The 21,192-nt window shown below is 67.5% G+C and carries 22 protein-coding genes; 7 read left to right on the top strand and 15 right to left on the bottom strand.

What is annotated here, in order from left to right:
- Positions 1-52: 52 nt before the first annotated feature.
- From dctP to SNE35_RS21640, 3 genes are read left to right on the top strand one after another with little or no spacing between them, the layout of a single operon-like run.
- A complete protein-coding gene (gene dctP / locus SNE35_RS21650) occupies positions 53-1,078 on the top strand; it encodes a TRAP transporter substrate-binding protein DctP (protein WP_320425094.1) in 1,026 nt (341 codons plus the stop codon).
- Positions 1,075-1,632: a TRAP transporter small permease gene (locus SNE35_RS21645; RefSeq protein WP_431312775.1), complete on the top strand. Its 558-nt coding sequence runs from the start codon at positions 1,075-1,077 to the stop codon at positions 1,630-1,632. Before dctP ends, SNE35_RS21645 begins: the two co-directional genes overlap by 4 nt.
- Positions 1,629-3,002: a TRAP transporter large permease gene (locus SNE35_RS21640; RefSeq protein ID WP_320425093.1), complete on the top strand. Its 1,374-nt coding sequence runs from the start codon at positions 1,629-1,631 to the stop codon at positions 3,000-3,002. Before SNE35_RS21645 ends, SNE35_RS21640 begins: the two co-directional genes overlap by 4 nt.
- On the opposite strand, the gene SNE35_RS21635 is transcribed toward SNE35_RS21640, so the two are convergent.
- From SNE35_RS21635 to SNE35_RS21620, 4 genes are all read right to left on the bottom strand, one after another.
- Entirely contained in the window at positions 2,976-4,688 is a 1,713-nt protein-coding gene (locus tag SNE35_RS21635; RefSeq protein WP_320425092.1) for an AMP-binding protein, read from the bottom strand. The genes SNE35_RS21640 and SNE35_RS21635 overlap by 27 nt on opposite strands.
- Positions 4,689-4,774: 86 nt before the next feature.
- Positions 4,775-5,224: a hypothetical protein gene (locus SNE35_RS21630; RefSeq protein ID WP_320425091.1), complete on the bottom strand. Its 450-nt coding sequence runs from the start codon at positions 5,222-5,224 to the stop codon at positions 4,775-4,777.
- Positions 5,208-6,521: a hemolysin family protein gene (locus SNE35_RS21625; protein WP_320425090.1), complete on the bottom strand. Its 1,314-nt coding sequence runs from the start codon at positions 6,519-6,521 to the stop codon at positions 5,208-5,210. Before SNE35_RS21625 ends, SNE35_RS21630 begins: the two co-directional genes overlap by 17 nt.
- Positions 6,522-6,619: 98 nt before the next feature.
- Positions 6,620-6,967 carry a hypothetical protein gene (locus tag SNE35_RS21620; protein WP_320425089.1) on the bottom strand — a complete coding sequence of 116 codons (348 nt, stop codon included), beginning with the start codon at positions 6,965-6,967 and terminating at the stop codon, positions 6,620-6,622.
- Between the two features lie 67 nt (positions 6,968-7,034).
- Here SNE35_RS21620 and SNE35_RS21615 point away from each other — a divergent pair, with 67 nt between their 5' ends.
- Both SNE35_RS21615 and SNE35_RS21610 read left to right on the top strand, forming a co-directional pair.
- A complete protein-coding gene (locus SNE35_RS21615) occupies positions 7,035-8,279 on the top strand; it encodes a cation:proton antiporter (protein ID WP_320425088.1) in 1,245 nt (414 codons plus the stop codon).
- 6 nt (positions 8,280-8,285) lie between these two features.
- Positions 8,286-8,963, top strand: coding sequence for a YoaK family protein (locus SNE35_RS21610; RefSeq protein WP_320425087.1), 678 nt, complete (start codon positions 8,286-8,288; stop codon positions 8,961-8,963).
- Here SNE35_RS21610 and dnaB read toward each other — a convergent pair.
- The 7 genes from dnaB to ppsA all read right to left on the bottom strand — a co-directional run bounded on the left by dnaB (position 8,957) and on the right by ppsA (position 16,705).
- On the bottom strand, positions 8,957-10,372 hold the full coding sequence (dnaB, locus tag SNE35_RS21605; RefSeq protein WP_320425086.1) for a replicative DNA helicase: 1,416 nt from the start codon (positions 10,370-10,372) through the stop codon (positions 8,957-8,959). The two genes, SNE35_RS21610 and dnaB, sit on opposite strands and share 7 nt — an antisense overlap.
- 149 nt (positions 10,373-10,521) lie before the next feature.
- Positions 10,522-10,974 carry a 50S ribosomal protein L9 gene (rplI, locus tag SNE35_RS21600; protein WP_320425085.1) on the bottom strand — a complete coding sequence of 151 codons (453 nt, stop codon included), beginning with the start codon at positions 10,972-10,974 and terminating at the stop codon, positions 10,522-10,524.
- Between the two features lie 12 nt (positions 10,975-10,986).
- A complete protein-coding gene (rpsR, locus tag SNE35_RS21595; RefSeq protein WP_320425084.1) occupies positions 10,987-11,277 on the bottom strand; it encodes a 30S ribosomal protein S18 in 291 nt (96 codons plus the stop codon).
- A 45-nt stretch (positions 11,278-11,322) separates the two neighbouring features.
- A complete protein-coding gene (gene priB, locus SNE35_RS21590) occupies positions 11,323-11,622 on the bottom strand; it encodes a primosomal replication protein N (RefSeq protein WP_320425083.1) in 300 nt (99 codons plus the stop codon).
- Between the two features lie 9 nt (positions 11,623-11,631).
- Positions 11,632-11,997: a 30S ribosomal protein S6 gene (gene rpsF / locus SNE35_RS21585; RefSeq protein ID WP_320425082.1), complete on the bottom strand. Its 366-nt coding sequence runs from the start codon at positions 11,995-11,997 to the stop codon at positions 11,632-11,634.
- Between the two features lie 152 nt (positions 11,998-12,149).
- Complete coding sequence (locus SNE35_RS21580; protein ID WP_320425081.1) at positions 12,150-14,225, bottom strand: sodium:solute symporter family protein; 2,076 nt, start codon at positions 14,223-14,225, stop codon at positions 12,150-12,152.
- A gap of 80 nt (positions 14,226-14,305) precedes the next feature.
- Positions 14,306-16,705: a phosphoenolpyruvate synthase gene (gene ppsA, locus SNE35_RS21575; protein WP_320425080.1), complete on the bottom strand. Its 2,400-nt coding sequence runs from the start codon at positions 16,703-16,705 to the stop codon at positions 14,306-14,308.
- A gap of 191 nt (positions 16,706-16,896) precedes the next feature.
- On the opposite strand from ppsA, the gene ppsR reads away from it, so the two are divergent.
- Together ppsR and SNE35_RS21565 are read left to right on the top strand one after the other, a co-directional pair.
- Complete coding sequence (gene ppsR / locus SNE35_RS21570) at positions 16,897-17,718, top strand: posphoenolpyruvate synthetase regulatory kinase/phosphorylase PpsR (RefSeq protein WP_320425079.1); 822 nt, start codon at positions 16,897-16,899, stop codon at positions 17,716-17,718.
- Positions 17,718-18,599: an EamA family transporter gene (locus SNE35_RS21565; protein WP_320425078.1), complete on the top strand. Its 882-nt coding sequence runs from the start codon at positions 17,718-17,720 to the stop codon at positions 18,597-18,599. The genes ppsR and SNE35_RS21565 overlap by 1 nt, the downstream gene beginning before the upstream one ends.
- Here SNE35_RS21565 and SNE35_RS21560 read toward each other — a convergent pair.
- The 4 genes from SNE35_RS21560 to SNE35_RS21545 form a co-directional block, all read right to left on the bottom strand.
- Complete coding sequence (locus SNE35_RS21560; RefSeq protein WP_320425077.1) at positions 18,588-19,034, bottom strand: hypothetical protein; 447 nt, start codon at positions 19,032-19,034, stop codon at positions 18,588-18,590. The two genes, SNE35_RS21565 and SNE35_RS21560, sit on opposite strands and share 12 nt — an antisense overlap.
- Positions 19,028-19,924 carry an MbnB/TglH/ChrH family RiPP precursor modification enzyme gene (locus tag SNE35_RS21555; protein ID WP_320425076.1) on the bottom strand — a complete coding sequence of 299 codons (897 nt, stop codon included), beginning with the start codon at positions 19,922-19,924 and terminating at the stop codon, positions 19,028-19,030. The genes SNE35_RS21560 and SNE35_RS21555 overlap by 7 nt, the downstream gene beginning before the upstream one ends.
- Positions 19,925-19,940: 16 nt before the next feature.
- Positions 19,941-20,204 (bottom strand): hypothetical protein, encoded by a 264-nt coding sequence (locus SNE35_RS21550; protein ID WP_320425075.1) that lies wholly within the window; start codon positions 20,202-20,204, stop codon positions 19,941-19,943.
- Between the two features lie 146 nt (positions 20,205-20,350).
- On the bottom strand, positions 20,351-21,127 hold the full coding sequence (locus SNE35_RS21545) for a TrmH family RNA methyltransferase (protein ID WP_320425074.1): 777 nt from the start codon (positions 21,125-21,127) through the stop codon (positions 20,351-20,353).
- Positions 21,128-21,192: the final 65 nt, after the last annotated feature.

Below are 21,192 nucleotides of genomic sequence, written 5' to 3'. Positions count from 1 at the left end.
TCGGGCCCGTCGATAAGCTGCCCTCCAGCGATAACAGCAGGAGACAAGCAGCATGACTTCCATCCATCGACGCGACCTGATCCGGGCCGCCGGCGCCGCCGCCCTGGCCGCCGGCGGCCTTCCGTCCGCCTTCGCGCAGGCCGGCACCCTGAAGATCTCGCACCAGTTCCCCGGCGGTACGCTGACCGAAGGCGATTTCCGCGACCGGCTGTGCCGCCGCTTCGCCGCCGAGGTCGAAAAGCGCACGAACGGCGCGTTGAAGGCCACCGTCTACCCCGGCTCCTCGCTGATGAAGACCAACGCCCAGTTCTCCGCCATGCGCAAGGGCGCGCTGGACATGAGTCTGGTGCCGCTGTCCTACGCCGGCGGCGAGGTTGGCGAAACCAATATCGGCCTGATGCCGGCGCTGGTGCCCAGCTACGAGCAGGGCGCGCAATGGAAGACGGCCGAAGTGGGCAAGCTGCTCAGCAAGGTCCTTGACGACAAGGGCGTGATCATCGTCAGCTGGGTCTGGCAGGCCGGCGGCGTGGCCAGCAAGAGCCGGCCGCTGGTGACGCCGGACGATGCCAAGGGCCTGAAAGTGCGCGGCGGCAGCCGCGAGATGGACATGATGCTGAAGCAGGCCGGCGCCTCGGTGATCACCTTGCCGTCCAACGAAATCTACGCCGCGATGCAGACCGGCGCGATGGAAGCGGCGATGACTTCGTCCACCAGTTTCATCTCGTTCAAGCTGGAGGAACTGGCCAAGCACTTGACCACCGGCCGGGACAAGACCTACTGGTTCATGCTGGAACCGCTGATGATCTCCAAGGAGGTGTTCGGCAAGCTGTCGAAGGCGCAGCAGGACGTGGTAATGGCCGTAGGCGGCGAACTGGAAACCTTCGCCCGCGAGGCCGCGATGGCCGACGACAAGACGGTGGCCGAGCTGTACCAGAAGGCCGGTGCCAAGGTCTACGACATGGACACCGCCACCTTGAAGAAGTGGCAGGCGATCGCACGCGACACCGCATGGAAGGACTTCGGCGAGCGCAACGAGACCTGCGCCGCATTGCTGAAGGCCGCGCAGAAGCTCGTATGAAGACGGACCTGGACCCCGCCACGCCGCAGTGGCTGATGCCATTGGCCCGCCTGCTCGCGGTGATCAACCGCGTCATGGTCGTGCTGGGCATGTTCGCCCTGCTCGTCGCGGCCGGCGTGCTGACCTACAGCGTGATCTCGCGCTACGTGATGCAGGCCTCCACCGACTGGCAGGACGAGGCTGCCGTGTTCTGCCTCGTCGGCGCCACCTTCATGTGCGGCGGTTTCGTGCAATCGCTGCGCGGCCACATCGGCATCGAGGCCATGGCCGGCCTGCTGCCGCCGGTGCTGGAGCGCCTGCGCCTGGCGCTGGTGGACATCACCGCCACCGCCTTCTGCGCCTTCTTCGCCTGGAAGTCCTGGTCCCTGTTCCACGAGGCCTGGGTCGAGGGCCAGACGACGTCTTCGTCCTGGGCGCCGCCGCTGTGGATTCCCTACGGCCTGATGGCCATGGGCATGACGCTGCTGAGCCTGCAGCTGTTCGTGCAGGCGGCAGCGCGGCTCAATCCGCGCGCTGCCATCGTCGTGGTGCGCCATGAGGAGGTGCTGTCATGAGCATGACGATGATCGGGAGCCTCTTCGGCATCGCGACCTTGCTGTTCATGTTCTCGGGCATGCCGATCTCGTTCGCGCTGGGCAGCGTGGCGGTGGTCTTCATGTTCCTGTTCATGCCGGCCTCGGCGCTGGACACGATCACGCAGAACGTCTACGAAGAGATGGCCAGCATCACCCTGCTGTCGATCCCGCTGTTCATCCTGAAGGGCGCGGCGATCGGCAAGTCGCGCGCGGGCCAGGACCTGTACCTGGCAATGCACGTCTGGATGGGCCGCATTCCCGGGGGGCTGGGCATCGCCAACGTGTTCGCCTGTGCGTTGTTCGCGGCGATGGCGGGCTCCAGCCCCGCCACCTGCTCGGCCATCGGCAGCGCCGGCATCCCGGAGATGCGCAAGCGCGGCTACTCGCCCGGTTTCGCGGCCGGCATCATCGCCGCCGGCGGTACCCTGGGCATCCTGCTGCCGCCCTCGGTCACGATGATCCTGTACGCGGTGGCGGCCGAACAGTCGCTCGGGCGGCTGTTCCTGGCCGGCATCTTCCCGGGCCTGCTGCTGGTGCTGCTGTTCGCCGGCTACGCGATGCTGCGCTACCGCAAGGAACACGCGCTGGCGCTGGCGGCCTACGAGCGCTCGGGCACCGAATCGCCGATGCTGGCGCGCGAATCGTTCACCCGCCGCGAGAAGTTCGAGATGCTGCCGCGCGTGCTGCCCTTCGTGCTGCTGCTGATCGGCGTGATGGTGGCGCTGTACGGCGGCTTCGCCACGCCCAGCGAGACGGCGGGCCTCGGCGCCATGCTGGCACTGGCGCTGATCGCCGTGATCTACAAGGTGTGGCGCGCGCGCGATGTGGCGCCCATCCTGCAGGCCACGCTGAAGGAATCGACGATGCTGATGTTCATCATCGGCATGTCGCTGCTGTTCTCGTACGTGATGAGCTACCTGCACATCAGCCAGAGCACAGCGGAGTGGATCGTCGGCATGCAACTCTCCAGATGGATACTTCTGGCGACGGTACTGGTGATGGTGATCGTGCTGGGCTTCTTCCTGCCGCCGGTCTCGATCATCCTGATGACCGCGCCGATCATCCTGCCGCCGCTGAAGGCCGCCGGCTTCGACCTGGTGTGGTTCGGCGTGCTGATGACGATCGTGATGGAGACCGGGCTGATCCACCCGCCGGTGGGCCTGAACATCTTCGTCATCAAGAACATCGCCCCGGACATCCCGCTGGGCGAGATCATCCGGGGCGTGCTGCCCTTCGTCGTGCTGATGCTGCTGGCCGTGGTGCTGATCTGCGTGTTCCCCGACATCGCTACGGCGCTGCCGGACGCGGTGATGGGGCCTGTTTCAGTCGGCGGCGGTGCCCCCGCGTAAGGCGGGGAAGTCTTCCTCGAAGAACTCGCCAGGGCCGCGCTGGCCGTCGCCCTGGCGCAGCGCGGTCTCCTGCGCCCGCAGCTGCACGCGGCGGATCTTGCCGGAGATGGTCTTCGGCAGCTCGGCGACGAACTCGATGCGGCGCAGGCGCTTGTAGGGCGCGAGCTTCTCGCGCGAGAAGGCGAAGATGGCTTGCGCCAGCTCCGGCCCGGCCTCGCGCCCCGGCCGCAGGATCACGCAGGCCTTAGGCACGGCCAGGCGCACGGGATCAGGACTGGGAATCACCGCAGCCTCCATCACCGCCTCGTGTTCGATCAGCACGCTCTCCAGCTCGAAGGGGCTGATGCGGTAGTCGCTGGCCTTGAACACGTCATCGGCCCGTCCGACGAAGGTGATGTAGCCGTCGGCATCGCGCATCGCGGTATCGCCGGTGTGATAGTGGCCGGCGCGCATCACCTCGGCGGTGCGTTCGGGGCTGTCCTCGTAGCCGGTCATCAGGCCGGTGGTCTTGCCGGCCAGCGCGATGGACAGCTCGCCTTCCGAAGCCTCGTGGTCGTCCGGGTCCAGCAGCGCGATGCGGTAGCCCGGCAGCGGCCGGCCCATCGAGCCGGGCTTCAGCAGTTGGCCGGGCGTGTTGCCGACCTGGGCGCAGGTTTCCGTCTGGCCGTAGCCGTCGCGCAAGGTCAGGCCCCAGGCCTGTTGCACCTGGGCAATGATCTCGGGGTTCAGCGGCTCGCCGGCGCCGATCACTTCGCGCAGGTGCAACCGGTCCTTGCAGGCGGCGAGGTCCGACTGGATCAGCATGCGCCAGACGGTCGGCGGCGCGCACAGGCTGGTCACGCCGTGCGTCGCCAGCACGTCGAGCATCGTCGGCGCGTGGAAGCGGCCGTAGTTGTAGATGAACACGCAGGCCCCCGCGTTCCAGGGCGCGAAGAAGCAGCTCCACGCATGCTTGGCCCAGCCCGGCGAGGAGATGTTCAGGTGCCGGTCGCCAGGCTTCAGCCCCAGCCAGTACATCGTGCTCAGGTGGCCGACCGGATAGCTCTCGTGCGTGTGCAGCACGAGCTTGGGCTTGGAGGTGGTGCCCGAGGTGAAGTACAGCAGCAGCGGATCCGTGGCGAGCGTCTTGCCCTCGGGCTCGAAGTGCGCAGGCGCATGGGCCGACGCGGCGAAGTCGTGCCAGCCTTCGGCCACGCTGGTGCCGACGGCGACGCGCGTGTAGTCACCGGGCAGCCCGGCGAACTTGCCCGTCTGCGCGCCGGCCGCGACGACGTGGCGCACCGCGCCGCGCTCCAGCCGGTCGAGCAGGTCGTCCGCCGTCAGCAGCGAGGTGGCCGGGATCATCACCGCGCCGAGCTTGATGCAGGCCAGCATCAGCTCCCACAGCGCCACCTCGTTGCCCATCATCAGCAGCACGCGGTCGCCGCGGCCTACACCCATCCCGCGCAGATAACTCGCAACCTGATCGGAGCGCCGTGCCATCTCGTCGAAGCTGCGGCGCAGCACCGCGCCATCCTCGCCGACGATCACCAGCGCATCAGCGGCATTGCCGCGCGCCATCGGATCGAAGTAGTCCAGCGCCCAGTTGAACTCGCCCAGCTCGGGCCAGCGGAAGTCGCGGTAGGCGGTGTCGTAGTCGCTGCGGTGGCGCAGCAGGAAGTCTCGAGCCTCGGTGAAGGCGCTCATGGCAGGGGGTCTCCTGTTATCGGTATGCAGGGCTATTGTGGGCCAGCTCACCGATGACCGAGGAGGCTCCGCGGGGCTCGTGGCAGCTAGGCCCTTCCGCAGTCACGAGCCAGCAACTGCAGCAGCAGGTGGGCCCGGGTGGCATCGGTCCATCTCGTGCTCTTCAGCAGGATGCCGAGGCGCACCTCGGGCTGCTCGGCGCGCGAGACCAGATGCACGTCGAAGGTCTGGCCCGCCTTGTCGAAGGCCACGCGGACGTCCATCGATCGTTGAAGCTCGAAGGTCTCCCGAAGCTCGCGGGTCTTGGGGCGCTTGGTGGTCACCTGCAGGCCACAGTCACCCTGCAGTTCGAAGCGCCGGCGCTGCTCCATGTGGGCCTTCGCGCCGATCTCGTTTAAGGCAGTGATCCGCTGTGCGCTGTCCATGTCGAAGGGGCTGGGCAAGGGCGCGTCCTCCCTGGGATAGCCGTCGCTGCACGCCTGCAGCAGCACCAGGGCCAGCAGGAAGATCCCGGGGCGCTCAGGAACCCAGCGCATTGGCGGTCCCGCGGCTCAGGAGGATGCGGCTGGCCAGCACCTTGTCGATGGTCTTGCCGTCCATGTCGACGATCTCGAAACGCCAGCCTTCCCACTCCACGGCATCGGCCACACGCGGCAGGCGTCCGGTCAGCAGCATCATCATGCCGCTGAGCGTGTGATAGCGGCCGCGATCCTCTTCAGGCACGGCCTCCAGTTCGAGCCGGTCCTTGAGCTCCGGCACCGGGATGTGGCCGTCGAGCAGCCAGGAGCCGTCCTCGCGCCGGACGGCCCAGGCATCCGCCGGGTCTCCCGGCTGGAACTCGCCGGTGATCGCCTCGACCAGGTCCTGCAAGGTGAGCAGGCCCTTCACCTCACCGTACTCGTCGATCACGAAGGCCATGTGCATGTTCGTGGACCGGAAGTTGTCCAGCAGTTCCATGCCGGTCAGCGTTTCCGGAACATAGAGGGGCTGCTGCAGATGCTCGTCCAGCCGGGGCGAACCGCCGCGCACGATCTGGGACAGCAACTGCCGTGCGTTCACCACGCCGACGATGTCATGCAGGCCATCGCGAACGACCGGGAACAAGGCATGGTCAGACGTGTCAATCCGCGCCAGGCTCTCCGCCAGCGGCGAATTGATGTCCAGGCAGACCACGTCGCCGCGCGGCACCATCAGCGAGCCGATCTGGCGGTCATCGAGCCGGAACACATTGCGCACCATCGTGTGCTCGTGAGATTCGATCACGCCTGCGTTCGTGCCTTCCGCCAGCACGGCGTGGATCTCCTCCTCGGTGACGTTGACGTTGCTGCGGGCCTTCACACCGAGCAGCCGCAGCAGCGCATTGGTGGAGCCCGCCAGCAGACGCACGAAGGGTTGCGTCGCCAGCGCCAGCGCCGCAATCGCCGGGGCCACGAGGCGGGCCATCGCCTCGGGGTTGGATTGCCCCAGGCGCTTGGGCACCAGTTCGCCCAGCACGATGGAGAAGTAGGTGATCAGCACGACCACGAGGACGGTGCTGCCCGTGTCCGAATACTCGGCCGGCAACCCCAGGCCCTGCAGCCATAACGACAGCGGACCAGCCAGCGCCGCCTCGCCGACGATGCCGTTGAGCACGCCGATGGAGGTGATGCCGATCTGGATGGTGGAGAGGAAGCGGGTCGGCTCCTCGCCGAGCTTGACGGCCGCGGCGGCGGCCTTGTCGCCCTCGTCGACAAGCTTCTGCAGACGCGCCTTGCGCGCGGTGACGAGGGCGATCTCGGACATGGCGAACAAGCCATTGATCAGGATCAGGACGAAAAGTAAGGCGATTTCCATGAGGGGGTGGACGGGATAGGAAAGCGCCGCTCGCGGCGGGAGGCTGCCGAGCGGGTACAGAAAGGGGATGCGTCGACCGCCGGAAGGACGGCCGCAGGTCAGGACTGCAGTGCGGCCCGTGGCGGGCGCAGCAGACGATCCGGCGTATTCACCGGCGGGCGTGCATTGGGGGCATGCGGGACGTCCGCAGCCGAGAGAACTACCGCGGATACCGCGGGCAATGTCGTCAGCAGTTCGGGGGCGTCGTCCGAGGTGTCGCCCAGCTCGGAAACGAGGTCGGCCACCTGATCAGAAAGGTCAACGCCGGGAGCAGCTGGCTCCGACATCTCCAGCACAGCCAGCCCCGCCTTGGACTGCGCGGGCACGAAGGCATCGACACCGATGGCCGCCCAGCAATACGCCGGGAGCAACAGGGCAATGACAAGGGCGCGCAGCATGCGAGACATGCCCGCATTGTATTGGGACCCCTTCATTTCGCCGGACTCTAGAATCCCATTCCCCTTGGGACCCTCCATGAGCACAACAACACTACTCCTCCAGCTCATCGTCGTTCTGGGCACGGCCCGCGCCTGCGGCTGGCTGCTGCGCTACCTGCACCAACCCCAGGTCGTGGGCGAGATGGCGGCGGGTCTGCTGCTGGGGCCGGCCGTGCTGGGTGCCCTGCTGCCCGAGCTGCATGGCGCGCTGTTCGGCAAAGGCATGCTGGTCGGCCTGAATGCCTTGTCGACGCTGGGCCTGGTGCTGTTCATGTTCGTGATCGGCCTGGAGATCCGGGCGCCAGGCGGGCTGCGTGCGCAGGTCAAGTCGGCCGGCAGCGTGGGCGTGCTGAGCGTGCTGGTACCCGCGGGCCTGACCCTCGGCATGACGCCGGCGCTCTATCCCGCGCTGGCGCCGCAGGGCGTGGGCTTCTGGCCCTTTGCGCTGTTCGTGGTGGCCGCCGTGTCGATCACGGCCTTCCCGGTGATGGCGCGCATCCTGAAGGACAAGGGCATGACGCAGACGCGCTTCGGCCAGTTGGCGCTGGCTGGGGCCGCGGTGGTGGACGTCTTCGCCTGGGTGATGCTCGCGCTGGTGGTTGCGCTATCCGGCGCGGCCGAAGGCTATGGCGCCTTGTTGACGATCACGCTGGGAACGGTCGGGCTGCTGTTGGTGCTCTATTTCTTCGTCCGCCCGCTATACGCGCGCCTGCTGGCCGCGAAGGCACCGGAGGGCGAGCCGAGCCTGGCCGTGCTGGCGGCGCTGATGCTGGGCCTGCTGGGCTGCGCGGCGGCGACGGAGTGGCTGCACCTGCACGCGGTGTTCGGTGCCTTCCTGTTCGGCGCCGCGATGCCCCGCGACGAGCGCCTGCTGCGCGCCGTCACGCAGCGTGTGGAGCCGATGTCCATCGTGATGCTGATGCCGATCTTCTTCGCGCTGGCCGGCCTGTCCACCTCGCCCGCCGCATTCCAGGGCGGCGCGCTGGGCGCGATGGTGCTGGTGGTGGCCGTGGCCAGCATCGGCAAGCTCGTCGGTGGCGCGCTGGGCGCGCGTGCCGCGGGTCTCAACGGCCCGGAGAGCATGGCAACCGGCGCGCTGATGAATGCCCGCGGCCTGATGGAGCTGATCGTCATCAAGGTGGGCCTGGACGTCGGCCTCATCGGCCAGGACATGTTCACCATCCTGCTCGTCATGGCCTTGGTGACCACCGCGATGACGAGCCCTCTGATCAATCTTGCGCTGCGTGTCGGAAGCCGCGTGGCCAGCCGACCGATTGGGTAGTCAACGATGAAGAACGCCCTGCCCGCCCTGCTGAGCGTGAACGCGGGCTACGTCGATACGGCCAGCTTTCTGGCGCTGCACGGCCTGTTCACCGCCCACGTCACCGGCAACTTCGTCACCCTCGGCGCGGCACTGGTGATGGGCAGTACCGGCGTGCTGGCCAAGCTGTTGGCGCTGCCGGTGTTCTGCGCCGTCATCTTCGCCCTGCGATGGAGCAGCGGCCGGCTCAGTGGGCGCCTGCAGCCGCAGCTACGCGGCGTGCTGGCCCTGCAGGCGCTGCTGCTGGTCTTCGGTGGCGTGCTGGTGTTCCGCCTGGGGATCAACCATGACGGCGACAGCCCGGCCGAGGTCGTGGCGGGCATGGTGCTTGTCGCTGCGATGGCCTTGCAGAATGCCGCCTCGCGCATCCACCTGCCCAGCGCGCCGCCGACGACGATGATGACCGGCACGACCACGCAGGTGATGATCGACCTGGCGGACTTGGCGGGCGTGAGCCAGGCCGGAGCGGACCGGTCCGCCGTGCTCGGGCGCCTGGCGAAGGTCGGCGCCAATGTGGCCGCCTTCGCCGCGGGCTGCGGCGTGGCGGCGCTGCTGTTTCACTTCTTCGGCGTCGGCTGCTTCGCCGTGCCGCCGCTGCTCACGCTGGCGGCCGTGGCCGCGCAGCGAGCGGAAGCAGCTCAGTAGTCGTCGCCGCCAGGGCCGACGTAGCCTGGCGCAAGGTTCTCGAACTTGGTGTGCATGCGCTGGAAGGCGAGCTTCACCGTACCGACCGGGCCGTTACGCTGTTTCGCAATAATGATCTCGGCCACGCCCGGTTCCTTGCACTCGTCCTTCGTGTAGTACTCGTCGCGGTAGATGAACATGATGATGTCCGCGTCCTGTTCGATGGCGCCGGACTCGCGCAGGTCGGACATCATCGGGCGCTTGTCGGGCCGCGTCTCGACCGAGCGGTTGAGCTGCGACAGCGCGATCACCGGGCACTTCAGTTCCTTGGCCAGCGCCTTCAGGCCGCGCGAGATCTCACCGATCACGGTGGCGCGGTTCTCCTCGTTGCCGCCGTTACCGCTCATCAGCTGCAGGTAGTCGATGATGATCAGGCCCAACTGGCCGCTGATGCGGGCCTGGCGGCGCGCGCGGGCGCGCACCTCGCTGGGCGAGAGGCCCGGGCTCTCGTCGATGTAGATCGCGGCCTTGCCGAGCTTGTCCACGGCCTCGGAGAGACGGCTCCATTCGTCGTCGGCCAGGCGGCCCAGGCGCAGGCGGCTCTGGTCGATGCGGCCGACCGAGCCGACCATCCGCAGCGCCAGCTGGGCCGCGCCCATTTCCATCGAGTAGATGACGACCGGCAGGCCTTCGTTGATGGCGACGTTCTCGCCGATGTTGACGACGAAGGCCGTCTTGCCCATCGACGGGCGCGCTGCCAGCACGATCAGGTCGCCCGGCTGCAGGCCGGCGGTCATGTTGTCGAGGTCGTAGAAGCCGGTGCGCACGCCGGTGACGTCCTCGGCGCCGTTCTCGGCCAGCTCGTTGACGCGGTCGATCAGGTCGACGACGAGCTTGTCCATGCTGTGAAAGCCCTGCCCACCCTTGGCGCCGTCTTCGTTGATCTTGAAGATGCGGCCTTCGGCCTCGTCGACGATCTCCTTGGCCGGCCGGCCCTGCGGGTTCATCGCCGCGCTGGCGATCTCGTCGCAGGCACTGACCAGCTTGCGCAGCACCGCGCGCTCGCGAACGATCTCCGCATAACGCCGAATATTGGCGGCACTCGGCACGCTCTGCGCGAGGTCGTTCAGGTAGGCGAGGCCACCGCACTCCTGGGCCTTGCCCAGTGAGGTCAGCTCCTCGAACACGGTCACGACGTCGGCCGGCTTGCCGGCGTTCACCAGCTTGCCGACGGCGGCGAAGATCTGCTTGTGCTCGTAGCGGTAGAAGTCGGAGTCGGACAGCAGGTCGCCGGCCTTGTCCCAGGCGGAGTTGTCGATCAGCAGGCCGCCGAGCACGCTCTGCTCGGCCTCGACCGAGTGCGGCGGCACGCGCAGGCGGGCGACTTCGTCGTCCTGCACTGAGCTGTTGGTGTTGAAGGTTACGGACATCGGGGAACTATAAGTCGCCACCTTCCAGAAGCCTGTGGGAAAGGCTGTGGAAAACCGGTGGAGCGCAGGGTATAACGCGCCGCAGAAGTAAAAGAGCCGATGGCCTTGCGGCCATCGGCTCTTTGTCGATTCGCTGAACTGGAGCGTTATTACTCTTGTTCGGCGACGACCTGCACCGTCACTTCGACGACCACGTCGGTGTGAGCAGCGACGCTGACCGGGAACTCGCCCACGGCCTTCAGCGGGCCCAGCGGCAGGCGGACCTGCGACTTGGCGACGGTGAAGCCGATCTTGCCCAGTGCTTCGGCGATGTCGGCGTTCGTGACCGAACCGAACAGGCGGCCGTCAACACCGGCCTTCTGTGCGATACGGACCGTCTTGCCCGACAGGCTTTCGCCCAGAGCTTGCGCAGCGGCCAGCTTCTCGGCGGCAGCCTTTTCCAGTTCGGCGCGCTTGGCTTCGAATTCCTTGATCGCGGCGGCCGTGGCACGGCGTGCCTGGCGGGTCGGGATCAGGAAATTGCGTGCGTAGCCGTCCTTGACCTTGACGACGTCGCCGAGGTTACCCAGGTTTGCCACCTTCTCAAGCAGGATGATTTGCATGGTGGGGACTCCTTAGACCTTGTGCTGGTCGCTGTACGGCAGCATGGCCAGGAAGCGCGCGCGCTTGATGGCGACCGTCAGTTGACGCTGGAAGAACGCACGGGTGCCCGTCAGGCGAGCCGGCGTGATCTTGCCGTTTTCGCCGATGAAATCGCGCAGCGTGTCGATGTCCTTGTAGTCGATGTGTTCGACGCCAGCGACCGTGAAACGGCAGAAGCGCTTGCGGCGGAACAGCAGCGATTGTTGGTTGCGCTTGGGCTTCTTGTCCTTCGAGAAGCGACCTTTACCGCGGGGTGGTGCCATTTTTGGACCTCGTTAATTTCTATCCGGAACGAACATGTTGGTGAGTCAGAGCGCCTGGCTGGCCGTTTCGACTGCCGTGACGTGGAAGACGATTCCGCGTCCGTTGCGCTGGTTGCTGAGGAAGCCCGAGAAAAGGGCCTGACCTCCGACACCCAGCGCCTGCAGCCGTTTGCAGATCTCGCCGATGGCAACCGCCTTGATCTCCATCGAGACCTTGCGCGGTCTGCCGGCTTCCTGCGCTTCGCCCTCGTGCTTCAAGCCGAGGTCCAGCGCCATCAATCCGGCCGGCGTGTATCTGACCAGTCCCAGTTCAAGCAATGTTGCTTGCAGGGCGAGCTGATTCACCAGGCTTTATCAGGCGGCCTCTTGCTGCGCAGGAGCCTTGCGGGCTTCTTCGCGCTCGACGCTCTTCATCATCACCGACGGGGCCGTCTGGGCCTTGTCCTGGACCACGGTCAGGTGGCGCAGAACGGCGTCGTTGAAGCGGAAGCCGGTCTCGAGCTCGGCGAGGACTTCCTTGCTGCACTCGATGTTGATGCACAGGTAGTGCGCCTTGGCCAGCTTCTGGATCAGGTAGGCCATCTGACGGCGGCCCCAGTCCTCGACGCGGTGGACCACGCCGCCACCAGCGGTGACGAGGCCCTTGTAGCGCTCCAGCATGGCCGGAACCTGTTCGCTTTGATCCGGATGGATCAGCAGAATGATTTCATAGTGACGCATCAATGCTCCTTGTGGATTTCCAGCCCGGCACGGACTGCGACGGACTGTGGAAAGCCGTGCAACGGCGTCAAAACTCGTAGCACGGCAAGGGGGAACCCGCGATTCTAGTACGAAAAGCCGGATCTGCCTAACCGGGCGTCAACTCAGCCGTTCTACGGCGGGCTGCGCAGCAGCGCCAGCATGCCGGCACCGGAGGTTCGCGGCGCGGGGCTCAGCGCGCTCACCAGCAATATCGCCGCGAAGGCGGCGGGCACGCCGAACAGGCCGGCCGAGATCGGCTGCACGCCCCACCACAGCGTCACCGGGCCGGGGATGCCCAGCGCGGCGCGGATCTGCGGATGCGCGCATGCCATATACCAGGCGGTCACCGCGGTGCCGACCAGCATGCCCGCCACCGCGCCCGCCGCGTTGGCGCGACGCCAGAAAACGCCCAGCACCAGCACCGGGAAGAAGGCCGCGCCGGCGAACGAGAAGGCCGCGGCGACAAGGAAGAGGATGTCCGCCGGCTTCTGCGTCGCCACCGCAGCGGCGGCCAGGGCCGTGGCCAGCAGCAGAGCCTTGGACAGGGTGACCCGCCGCGTCGCCGAGGCCTGCGGGTTGACGACGTGGAAGTAGATGTCGTGCGACAGCGCGGCCGACACGGTCAGCAGCAGGCCGTCGGCCGTGGAGAGCGCCGCCGCCAGGCCGCCGGCCGCCACCATGCCGGAGATCACATAGGGCAGCCCGGCCAGCTCGGGCGTGATCAAGGTGATGATGTCGCCGCTGATGCGCAGCTCGCCGAGCTGCAGCACGCCATCGCCGTTGACGTCGGCGACCGACAGCAAGGATGGATCGACCCGCGCCCATTGGCCGATCCAGGCCGGCAGGCTGTCGAAGCGCGTGCCGACCAGATGGTTGAACACCTCGTACTTGACCATCACCGCCAGCGCCGGCGCACTGACGTAGAGCAGGCTGATGAACACCAGCGACCAGGCGACCGAGCGGCGCGCCTCGGCCACCGTCGGCGTCGTGCAGTAGCGCGTCAGCAGGTGTGGCAGGCCGGCGGTACCGACGACCAGGCAGAACACCAGCGCGAGGAAATTGCGCCGCGATTCGCTGAACTGCTGGCGCTCGGCGGGCGTGCCCTCGGGATCGCCGGCAAAGGCCTGCGCGTGCGGCGGCATGCCGGCGAGCGGCAGCGCGCGCTGCTCGTCCGCCTGCTGCTGCCGGCGCCAGCGCTCCGCCGCCTCGGTTGGCGTGCGCGGCAGCGCGGCCACCCGCTTCTCGGCCGCCTGCACCTGCGCCAGCGGCGCATCCGCCGCCTTCAGCATCGCCACCTGGTGTTCGGCCAGGCGGCGCTCCTGGGCCAGCGCAGCGGGCACGTCGAGCAGCTTGGCCGCGCTCGCCTCGGCGCGGTGGGCGAACTGGACCTGCACCTCGAGTTCGTGCGGGTCGCGCACCAGCTCGCGTTCGCGCTGGCTGATGCTTTCGAGCTGCTGCCCGTAGGCGGCCAGCGGCACCGGCGTGCCGCTCTGCTGCAGGCCCAGCCAGACGACCGGCACCAGGTAGGCGACGATCAGGATGATGTACTGCGCCACCTGCGTCCAGGTCACTGCCCGCATGCCGCCGAGGAAGGAGCACACCAGCACCCCGCCGACGCCGACGAACACGCCGACCTCGAAGCTCATGCCCGTCAGCCGCGTGGTGATCAGCCCGACGCCATAGATCTGCGCCACCAGGTAGATGAAGGAGATGCCGATGGCCGCCAGCGCCGCGACCAGCCGCAGCACATTGCTGCCGTAGCGCGAGCCGAGGAAGTCCGGGATCGTGAAGCAGCCGGACGCGCGCAGGTAGGGCGCCAGGCACAGTGCGACGAGGCAGAAGCCGCCGGTCCAGCCGAGCACGAAGGCCAGGCCGCCATAGCCGCTCAGGTACAGCGTGCCCGCCATGCCCATGAAGGAGGCAGCGCTCATCCAGTCCGCGCCGGCAGCCATGCCGTTGAAGACGGCGGGCACGCGGCGGCCCGCCACGTAGTACTCGGCCGAATCGGTCGTGCGGCTGAGCACGCCGATCACCGCGTAGACGCCGACAGTGGCGGCCATGAAGGCGAAGCCGATCCAGTTCTTGGACAGGCCCGCCCGCTCCAGCAGCCCGAGCGCCAGCACGAACAGCAGGAAGCCCAGCGTGTACCAGGCGTAGATACGGGTCAGTCGGCGTTTGAACGGGTCGGACGGCACGGGCGGGATCATGCCGATCCCGCCCTGCAGCGTCGATAGCGGCGAACCCGCCCTCCCGGGCGAGTCAGCCGACCGATCAGCCGATCAATCGATCAGCGGCGCGCGGCCAGCCGCTGCCAGGTGTCGATCACCGTGTCCGGGTTCAGCGACATCGACTCGATGCCCTCGTCGGCCAGCCAGTCGGCGAAGTCCGGATGGTCGCTGGGGCCCTGGCCGCAGATGCCGACGTACTTGCCGGTGGCGCGGCAGGCGGCGATCGCGCGCGAGATCATCGCCTTGACGGCCGGATCGCGTTCGTCGAAATCGCCGGCCAGTTGCTCCAGGCCGGAGTCGCGGTCCAGGCCCAGGGTCAGCTGCGTCAGGTCGTTGGAGCCGATGGACATGCCGTCGAAATGCTCCAGGAACTGCTCGGCCAGGATCGCGTTGCTGGGCACCTCGCACATCATGATCACGCGCAGGCCGTTCGTGCCGCGCTTCAGGCCCCGCTCGGCCAGCATGCCGACGACACGCTCGGCCTGCTTTACCGTGCGCACGAAGGGCACCATGATCTCGATGTTGGTCAGGCCCATCTCGTTGCGCACGCGCTTCAGCGCCTCGCACTCCATCGCGAAGGCATCGGTGAACTCGCCGCTGATGTAGCGCGAGGCACCGCGGAAGCCCAGCATCGGGTTCTCTTCGTCCGGCTCGTAGCGCGAGCCGCCGATCAGCTTGCGGTACTCGTTGCTCTTGAAGTCCGACAGGCGCACGATCACCGGCCGCGGGAAGAAGGCGGCCGCGATCGTGCCGATGCCTTCCACCAGCTTGTCCACGTAGAAGGCGCGCGGCGAGGCATGGCCGCGGGCCACCGACTCGACGGCCTTCTTCAGGTCGGCATCGATGTTCGGATAGTCCAGGATCGCCTTCGGGTGGACGCCGATGTTGTTGTTGATGATGAACTCGAGGCGCGCCAGGCCGACGCCGCCGCCGGGCATCTGCGCGAAGTTGAACGCCAGCTGCGGGTTGCCGATGTTCATCATGATCTTGATCGGGCAGTACGGCAGTTCGCCGCGGTGCACCTCGCTGACTTCGGCTTCCAGCAGGCCGTCGTAGATGTAGCCGGTATCGCCCTCGGAGCAGGCCACCGTCACCAGCTGGCCGTCCTTCAGCGTCTCGGTCGCGTCGCCGCAGCCCACGACGGCGGGGATGCCCAGTTCGCGCGCGATGATGGCCGCGTGGCAGGTGCGGCCGCCGCGGTTGGTGATGATGGCGGCGGCGCGCTTCATCACCGGCTCCCAGTTCGGGTCGGTCATGTCGGTCACCAGCACGTCGCCGGGCTGCACCCGCTCCATCTCGGCGATGCTGTGGACCAGGCGGACCGGGCCGGTGCCAATCTTCTGGCCGATCGCGCGGCCCTCGGCCAGCACGGTGCTGTGGCCCTTGAGCTTGTAGGCCATCTCGACCTGGCCCTCGGCCTGGCTCTTCACCGTCTCCGGGCGGGCCTGCAGGATGTAGAGCTTGCCGTCGACGCCGTCGCGGCCCCACTCGATGTCCATCGCGCGGCCGTAGTGCTTCTCGATGATCAGCGCGTACTGGGCCAGCTCGACCACCTCGGCATCCAGCAGCGAGTAGCGGTTGCGCTGCTCGGGCGCGGTGTCCACCGTCTTCACCAGCTTGCCGCTGGCCGCCTTTTCCTCAGGCGTCGCGAACTCCATGCGGATCAGCTTGGAGCCCAGGTTGCGCCGGATGATCGGCAGCTTGCCGGCCTTCAGCGCGGGCTTGTGGACGTAGAACTCGTCCGGGTTCACCGCGCCCTGCACCACCGTCTCGCCCAGGCCGTAGCTGGAGGTGATGAAGACCACGTCCTTGAAACCGCTCTCGGTGTCGATCGTGAACATCACGCCGGCCGAGCCCAGGTCGGAGCGCACCATGCGCTGCACGCCGGCCGACAGGGCCACGTCCGCGTGGGCGAAGCCCTTGTGCACGCGATAGCTGATCGCGCGGTCGTTATAGAGGGAGGCGAACACCTCCTTCATCTTGTGCAGCACTTCGTCGATGCCGACGACGTTCAGGAAGGTTTCCTGCTGGCCGGCGAAGGAGGCGTCGGGCAGGTCCTCGGCGGTGGCCGACGAGCGCACGGCGAAGGACACGCCCGGGTTCTCGGCCGTCAGCTTGGCAAAGGCCGTGCGGATCTGCGCTTCGAGCTCGGCCGGGAAGGGTTGCGCCTCCAGCCAGCCGCGGATCTCCGCACCGGCCTCGGCCAGCGCGCGCACGTCTTCGGTGTTCAGGGTGGCCAGCCGGTCGGCAATGCGCTTGTCCAGGCCCTCGTGCTGGAGGAACTGGCGGAAGGCATGGGCCGTGGTGGCGAAACCACCGGGCACGCGGACCCCGGTGGCGCTGAGCTGGGAGATCATCTCGCCGAGGCTGGCGTTCTTGCCGCCAACGACCTCGACGTCGTCCATTCTCAGGTTTTCAAACGGTACGACCAGGGCGGTCGACTCAAAGCGTGCAGACATGGGAAAGCTCCGTAAGGTTGTGAATTCCGGGCTCCCGCTGCGAGGGGGGCAACGCCTCCCCTGTGCTTTGCCCATGACGACCTCGCCACGCTTGTGGATTCGAGTTGTGGGTGGGACGTCGTCATGGCTGCTGGCGAGATGTTGCGCGCGATTCTAGACCTATGATCCAAAACCCCGGAAGGATTCCAGCCATGACCGATCGCACCGTCTACTTCGTCTCCGACGGCACCGGCATCACCGCCGAGACCTTCGGCAACTCGATCCTCGCCCAGTTCACGATCAAGCCGCGCCACATCCGCCGGCCCTTCATCGACACGTCCGAGAAGGCCTACGCCGTGGTGCGCGAGATCAACGAGATGGCCGAACGCGAGGGCAAGCGCCCGATCGTCTTCCTCACGCTGGTGGACCGTGAGGTGCTGAAAATCGTCCGCGACCACTGCAAGGGCCGCGTGATGGACATGTTCGGCACCTTCATCGAGCCGCTGGAGGAAGAGTTCGAGGCCAAGTCCAACCACCGTGTCGGCCGCTTCTCGGACATCGCCAAGAGCCAGGAGTACCACGACCGGATCGAGGCGATCAATTTCTCGCTGGCCCATGACGACGGCCAGTCGGCCAAGAACCTCGACGTGGCCGACGTGATCCTGGTGGGCGTGTCGCGCAGCGGCAAGACGCCCACCTCGCTGTACCTGGCGATGCAGCATGGCATCAAGGCCGCCAACTACCCGCTGATCCCGGAGGACTTCGAGCGCGACCGCCTGCCCACCTCGCTGGCGCCGCACCGGCGCAAGTGCTTCGGCCTGACGATCGACCCCGACCGCCTCAGCCAGATCCGCAACGAGCGCCGCCCCGGCAGCAAGTACGCCGACCTGATGAACTGCCGCTACGAGATCAACGAGGCCGAGAAGATGATGAAGCGCGAGGGCATCAACTGGCTCTCGTCCACGCACAAGTCGATCGAGGAGATCGCGACGACGATCCTCAACGACATCCGGCCCGATCGTCTCGTCTACTGATGGGGGCAACCGCCCTCGCGCTGGTGCTGTGCGCCGCGTTGCTGCACGCGGCGTGGAATCTCGGCGCCAAGAAAGCCGGCGGCAATCACCACTTCGTCCTGTCGAGTGCGCTGGGCGTCAGCATCCTGTGGCTGCCCGTCGCCGTGTACGTCGGATGGGACACCCTGCCCGGCTGGAGCGCCCTGGCTTGGGCGATGACCTTTCTCAGCGCCATCCTGCACCTGCTCTATTTCAACGTACTGCTGGCCGGCTACCGCGCGTCCGACCTCAACATCGTCTACCCCGTGGCGCGCGGCAGCGGACCCGCGATGTCGGCACTGGTGGCCGTCACGCTGCTCGGCGAGCACCTGGGCCTTGGCGGTGCGCTGGGCCTGGCCGGTGTCGTGCTGGGCATCTTCATGATGGCCGCGGGGCCTTCGTTCTGGAAAGCGGGCGCCGATGCGACGGCCCGCCAGCGCCGGCGCGCAGGCATCCGCTGGGGCGCCCTGACCGGGCTGACCATCGCCGGCTACACGGTCTCCGACGGCTACTCGGTGAAGACGCTGCTGCTGTCGCCGATCCTGCTCGACTACGTGGGCAACCTGTTGCGCGTGCCCTTCATGCTGCCCGCCGTGTGGCGTGACCGCGCCGGCTTCATGCCCGCGCTGCGTGCTCAGTGGCCCTACGTGCTGCTGATGGCCGTCTGCAGCCCCCTGGCCTACGTGCTGGTGCTGTATGCGATGCAGCTGGCGCCGCTGTCACGCGTGGCACCGGCGCGGGAGCTGTCGATGCTGATCGCGGCCCTGCTGGGCGGAAAGCTGCTCGGCGAGCGCGAACAGGGCTGGCGACTGCTGGGCGCCGCGCTGATCGCCGGCGGAGTCATTGCGCTGTCAATCAGCTGAGGCGTCGGCCAGGCTGGCCTCCAGCGCGGCGCACACGCTCGACCACTCATCGGCTAGCGCAGCGGCCACATCCTCGTCGTCGCGCGCTTCGGGCCGCTCGGACAGCCAGCGGCAGAAGCGATCGGCCTCGATGTAGAAATGCGTGTGGCCGCGCGGATGGGCCTGCCAGTACAGCGTCACCATGCCTGGTAGCCGCTCGCCCAGCGCGTGCAGCGTCGCGCGGAGATTGATCGCCAGCGGCGTGATCCGGTTCATCCGGTAGACGGTGCAGGCGGCCTGCATGCCGCGGTCTCGCGCCAGCGCGATGAGGCGACGGCGCTCGCGTTCGTCCAGCGCATAACGCCCGTCCAGCACGGCGGCGTCTTCGCGCACTGCATTGCACAGGGCCGGGGAGGCGACGATGTCCGCCATCGCCTGCTGGAAATCGCTCAGCACGGCGGATGCTCCACGGTGCAGCGCTCGGCCAGTTCGTGCATCAGCTCCAGTTCGCGAGCAAGCGCCTGCAGGCCGATCTGCTCGAAGTACGACTCCTGGTACTCCAGCGTGATCGCCCGCAGCCGGCGGCAGCGCGGCAGGAACTCGTGCGCCAGCTCCCACACGGCGGGCGGCGTGACGGTGGCGTGGCTGTCCATATAGAAACCGCCAAACTCGTCTCCGCCGGCCAGGTGGACCTCCTCCACGCTGTCCAGGTCCAGTGCCTCCAGATAGGCCTGCGGGTCGGTCACGCCGTTGCGCTGGCAGACGTAGAGGTTGTGCAGGTCCAGCAGCGTGCCCGACACGCCGGCGCGGTACAGCCGGTTCAGGAATTCGGGCTCGCTGCAGTCGAGGTCGGTCAGCGGCGAGAACTGCGCCGGGTTCTCCAGCAGCACGCGGCAACCCAGGGCCTCATTCAAGCGGCGCAGCTTCGGGCATAGCAGTTCGAAGCTTTCGTCACCATAGACGACAGGCAGGCCCAGGCCCGCCTGCGCATTCGGCACCGCGGCACCGCCCGGCGTCACGAACACGCTGAGATGCTCGCTGTACCAGGCGAAGCCGCGCAAGCCCTCCGCCACCGCGACGACAGCGCCGAGCATCGCTTCGTCCAGCGGCATCGCGCTGGGCAAAGACAGGCCCAGGCCGTGGCCGGCTAGGCTGCGCCCGCGCGCAAGGGCGGCCAACTCGGTGATGGCACCCTGCGCATGACGGAAGCGACGAGCCACCGGCTCGTCGCCGAAGTCGAACCACATCCGGTCGGGCATCGCCGACAGGTGCTCGACCAGCGCCGGCGCGTGGGCCAGCAAGGCCGGCGTGCTCGGGTTGTAGAGCAGCCCGACGGCGGGGCGCATCGCGCGGTCTCCGATCTCAGCCGGTGATCAGCTTGTCGGCGACCAGGTCGACGGCCATGGCCCGGTTGACGAACAAGTCCTCGAACTCGAAGCGGAAACGTCCAGACAGGCAGGGATGGCCGGTCAGTTTCGAGATCAGGTCGAAGGCATGGGCGCTGACCTTGCCGAAATCGGCGCGGCCGGAGTCGGGCGGCATCGAGGCCCGCAGGACGGGCCCTTCGGCGCTGGGGACCAGGCGCAGCGTGGCGCTGCGAGCGACGGCATCGACTTTGGTAACCATGGGACTGCTCCTCCACACCGGCAGGGACCGGAGGTGCTTCGACATGAAGCACGCGGGCCGGTCAGGTTATGGTCAGCAAGTTCGTCGCCGGCGTCATCCGCATGTCGGCGGAAACCAGGAAGTAACAGTTTCTTGACTTCGGCGAATCACTCGCTAGCGCGCTGGCGTGCACTCTCGTACAGGCAGATCGCAGCGGCCGCGCCGACGTTCAGCGATTCCTCGCCGCCCGGCTGCGGGATGCCCACCGTCAAGGCGCAGCGCTGCATCAGCTCGCCCTGGACGCCCTGCCCTTCGTGGCCCATCACCCAGGCGCAGGGCTGTGGCAGCGCGATGCGGTGGATCTGCGCATCGGCATGCGAGCTGGTGGCGATCAAGGGCACGCCGAGCCGATCCAGGTCGGCGGGCGCCAGGCCCTCGATCAGGCGCAACCCAAAATGCGCGCCCATGCCAGCGCGCAGCACCTTCGGCGACCACAACGCCGCCGTGCCCTTCAGCGCGAGGATCTGGCGGAAGCCCAGCGCCGCAGCGCTGCGCAAGATCGTGCCGACGTTGCCAGCGTCCTGCAGGCGATCGAGCACGATCGAATCGAGCCCGGAAGTCAAGACCTGACCCCCATCGTGTGGCACCTCGAAGCCGATCTGCGCCGGCGACTCCAGCCCGCTGATCGTCTTGAACAGCGCCGTCGGCACGACCAGCATCCGCAGTGCGGCCTCGGCCAGCGCACGCAGTGCCGGGTCGGCCGCGGCGGCCTCCGTCAGCACGGCCTGCGTCACCGGGAACCCGCGCTGCAGGCAGGCACGCACGAGATGGTCGCCTTCCAGCCAGACCGAACCGAGCTTGCGGTAGGCGCCGCCGTCCTGGCTCAGCTTGCGCAGGCGCTGCAGGACCGGGTTGTCCTTGGACGTGATGTGCAGTAGCGTCATGTCGGCCCCTCGTCTGATGGGTACATCAGCCGATCCCCCAAGGGGATCGCCACTTGCTTGGGGCG

Source organism: Roseateles agri (assembly GCF_034043675.1).
In the GTDB taxonomy this organism is placed as follows: domain Bacteria; phylum Pseudomonadota; class Gammaproteobacteria; order Burkholderiales; family Burkholderiaceae_C; genus KK5.
The sequence above is the reverse complement of the archived record's forward strand: the minus strand, read 5'-3'. Positions and strand labels throughout refer to the sequence as shown.

Bases quoted from the DNA above. Each gene is read 5' to 3' on its own strand.
- dctP (WP_320425094.1), top strand. From the start codon at position 53: ATGACTTCCATCCATCGACGCGACCTGATCCGGGCCGCCGGCGCCGCC.
- SNE35_RS21645 (WP_431312775.1), top strand. From the start codon at position 1,075: ATGAAGACGGACCTGGACCCCGCCACGCCGCAGTGGCTGATGCCATTG.
- SNE35_RS21640 (WP_320425093.1), top strand. From the start codon at position 1,629: ATGAGCATGACGATGATCGGGAGCCTCTTCGGCATCGCGACCTTGCTG.
- SNE35_RS21635 (WP_320425092.1), bottom strand. From the start codon at position 4,688: ATGAGCGCCTTCACCGAGGCTCGAGACTTCCTGCTGCGCCACCGCAGC.
- SNE35_RS21630 (WP_320425091.1), bottom strand. From the start codon at position 5,224: ATGCGCTGGGTTCCTGAGCGCCCCGGGATCTTCCTGCTGGCCCTGGTG.
- SNE35_RS21625 (WP_320425090.1), bottom strand. From the start codon at position 6,521: ATGGAAATCGCCTTACTTTTCGTCCTGATCCTGATCAATGGCTTGTTC.
- SNE35_RS21620 (WP_320425089.1), bottom strand. From the start codon at position 6,967: ATGTCTCGCATGCTGCGCGCCCTTGTCATTGCCCTGTTGCTCCCGGCG.
- SNE35_RS21615 (WP_320425088.1), top strand. From the start codon at position 7,035: ATGAGCACAACAACACTACTCCTCCAGCTCATCGTCGTTCTGGGCACG.
- SNE35_RS21610 (WP_320425087.1), top strand. From the start codon at position 8,286: ATGAAGAACGCCCTGCCCGCCCTGCTGAGCGTGAACGCGGGCTACGTC.
- dnaB (WP_320425086.1), bottom strand. From the start codon at position 10,372: ATGTCCGTAACCTTCAACACCAACAGCTCAGTGCAGGACGACGAAGTC.
- rplI (WP_320425085.1), bottom strand. From the start codon at position 10,974: ATGCAAATCATCCTGCTTGAGAAGGTGGCAAACCTGGGTAACCTCGGC.
- rpsR (WP_320425084.1), bottom strand. From the start codon at position 11,277: ATGGCACCACCCCGCGGTAAAGGTCGCTTCTCGAAGGACAAGAAGCCC.
- rpsF (WP_320425082.1), bottom strand. From the start codon at position 11,997: ATGCGTCACTATGAAATCATTCTGCTGATCCATCCGGATCAAAGCGAA.
- SNE35_RS21580 (WP_320425081.1), bottom strand. From the start codon at position 14,225: ATGATCCCGCCCGTGCCGTCCGACCCGTTCAAACGCCGACTGACCCGT.
- ppsA (WP_320425080.1), bottom strand. From the start codon at position 16,705: ATGTCTGCACGCTTTGAGTCGACCGCCCTGGTCGTACCGTTTGAAAAC.
- ppsR (WP_320425079.1), top strand. From the start codon at position 16,897: ATGACCGATCGCACCGTCTACTTCGTCTCCGACGGCACCGGCATCACC.
- SNE35_RS21565 (WP_320425078.1), top strand. From the start codon at position 17,718: ATGGGGGCAACCGCCCTCGCGCTGGTGCTGTGCGCCGCGTTGCTGCAC.
- SNE35_RS21555 (WP_320425076.1), bottom strand. From the start codon at position 19,924: ATGCGCCCCGCCGTCGGGCTGCTCTACAACCCGAGCACGCCGGCCTTG.
- SNE35_RS21550 (WP_320425075.1), bottom strand. From the start codon at position 20,204: ATGGTTACCAAAGTCGATGCCGTCGCTCGCAGCGCCACGCTGCGCCTG.
- SNE35_RS21545 (WP_320425074.1), bottom strand. From the start codon at position 21,127: ATGACGCTACTGCACATCACGTCCAAGGACAACCCGGTCCTGCAGCGC.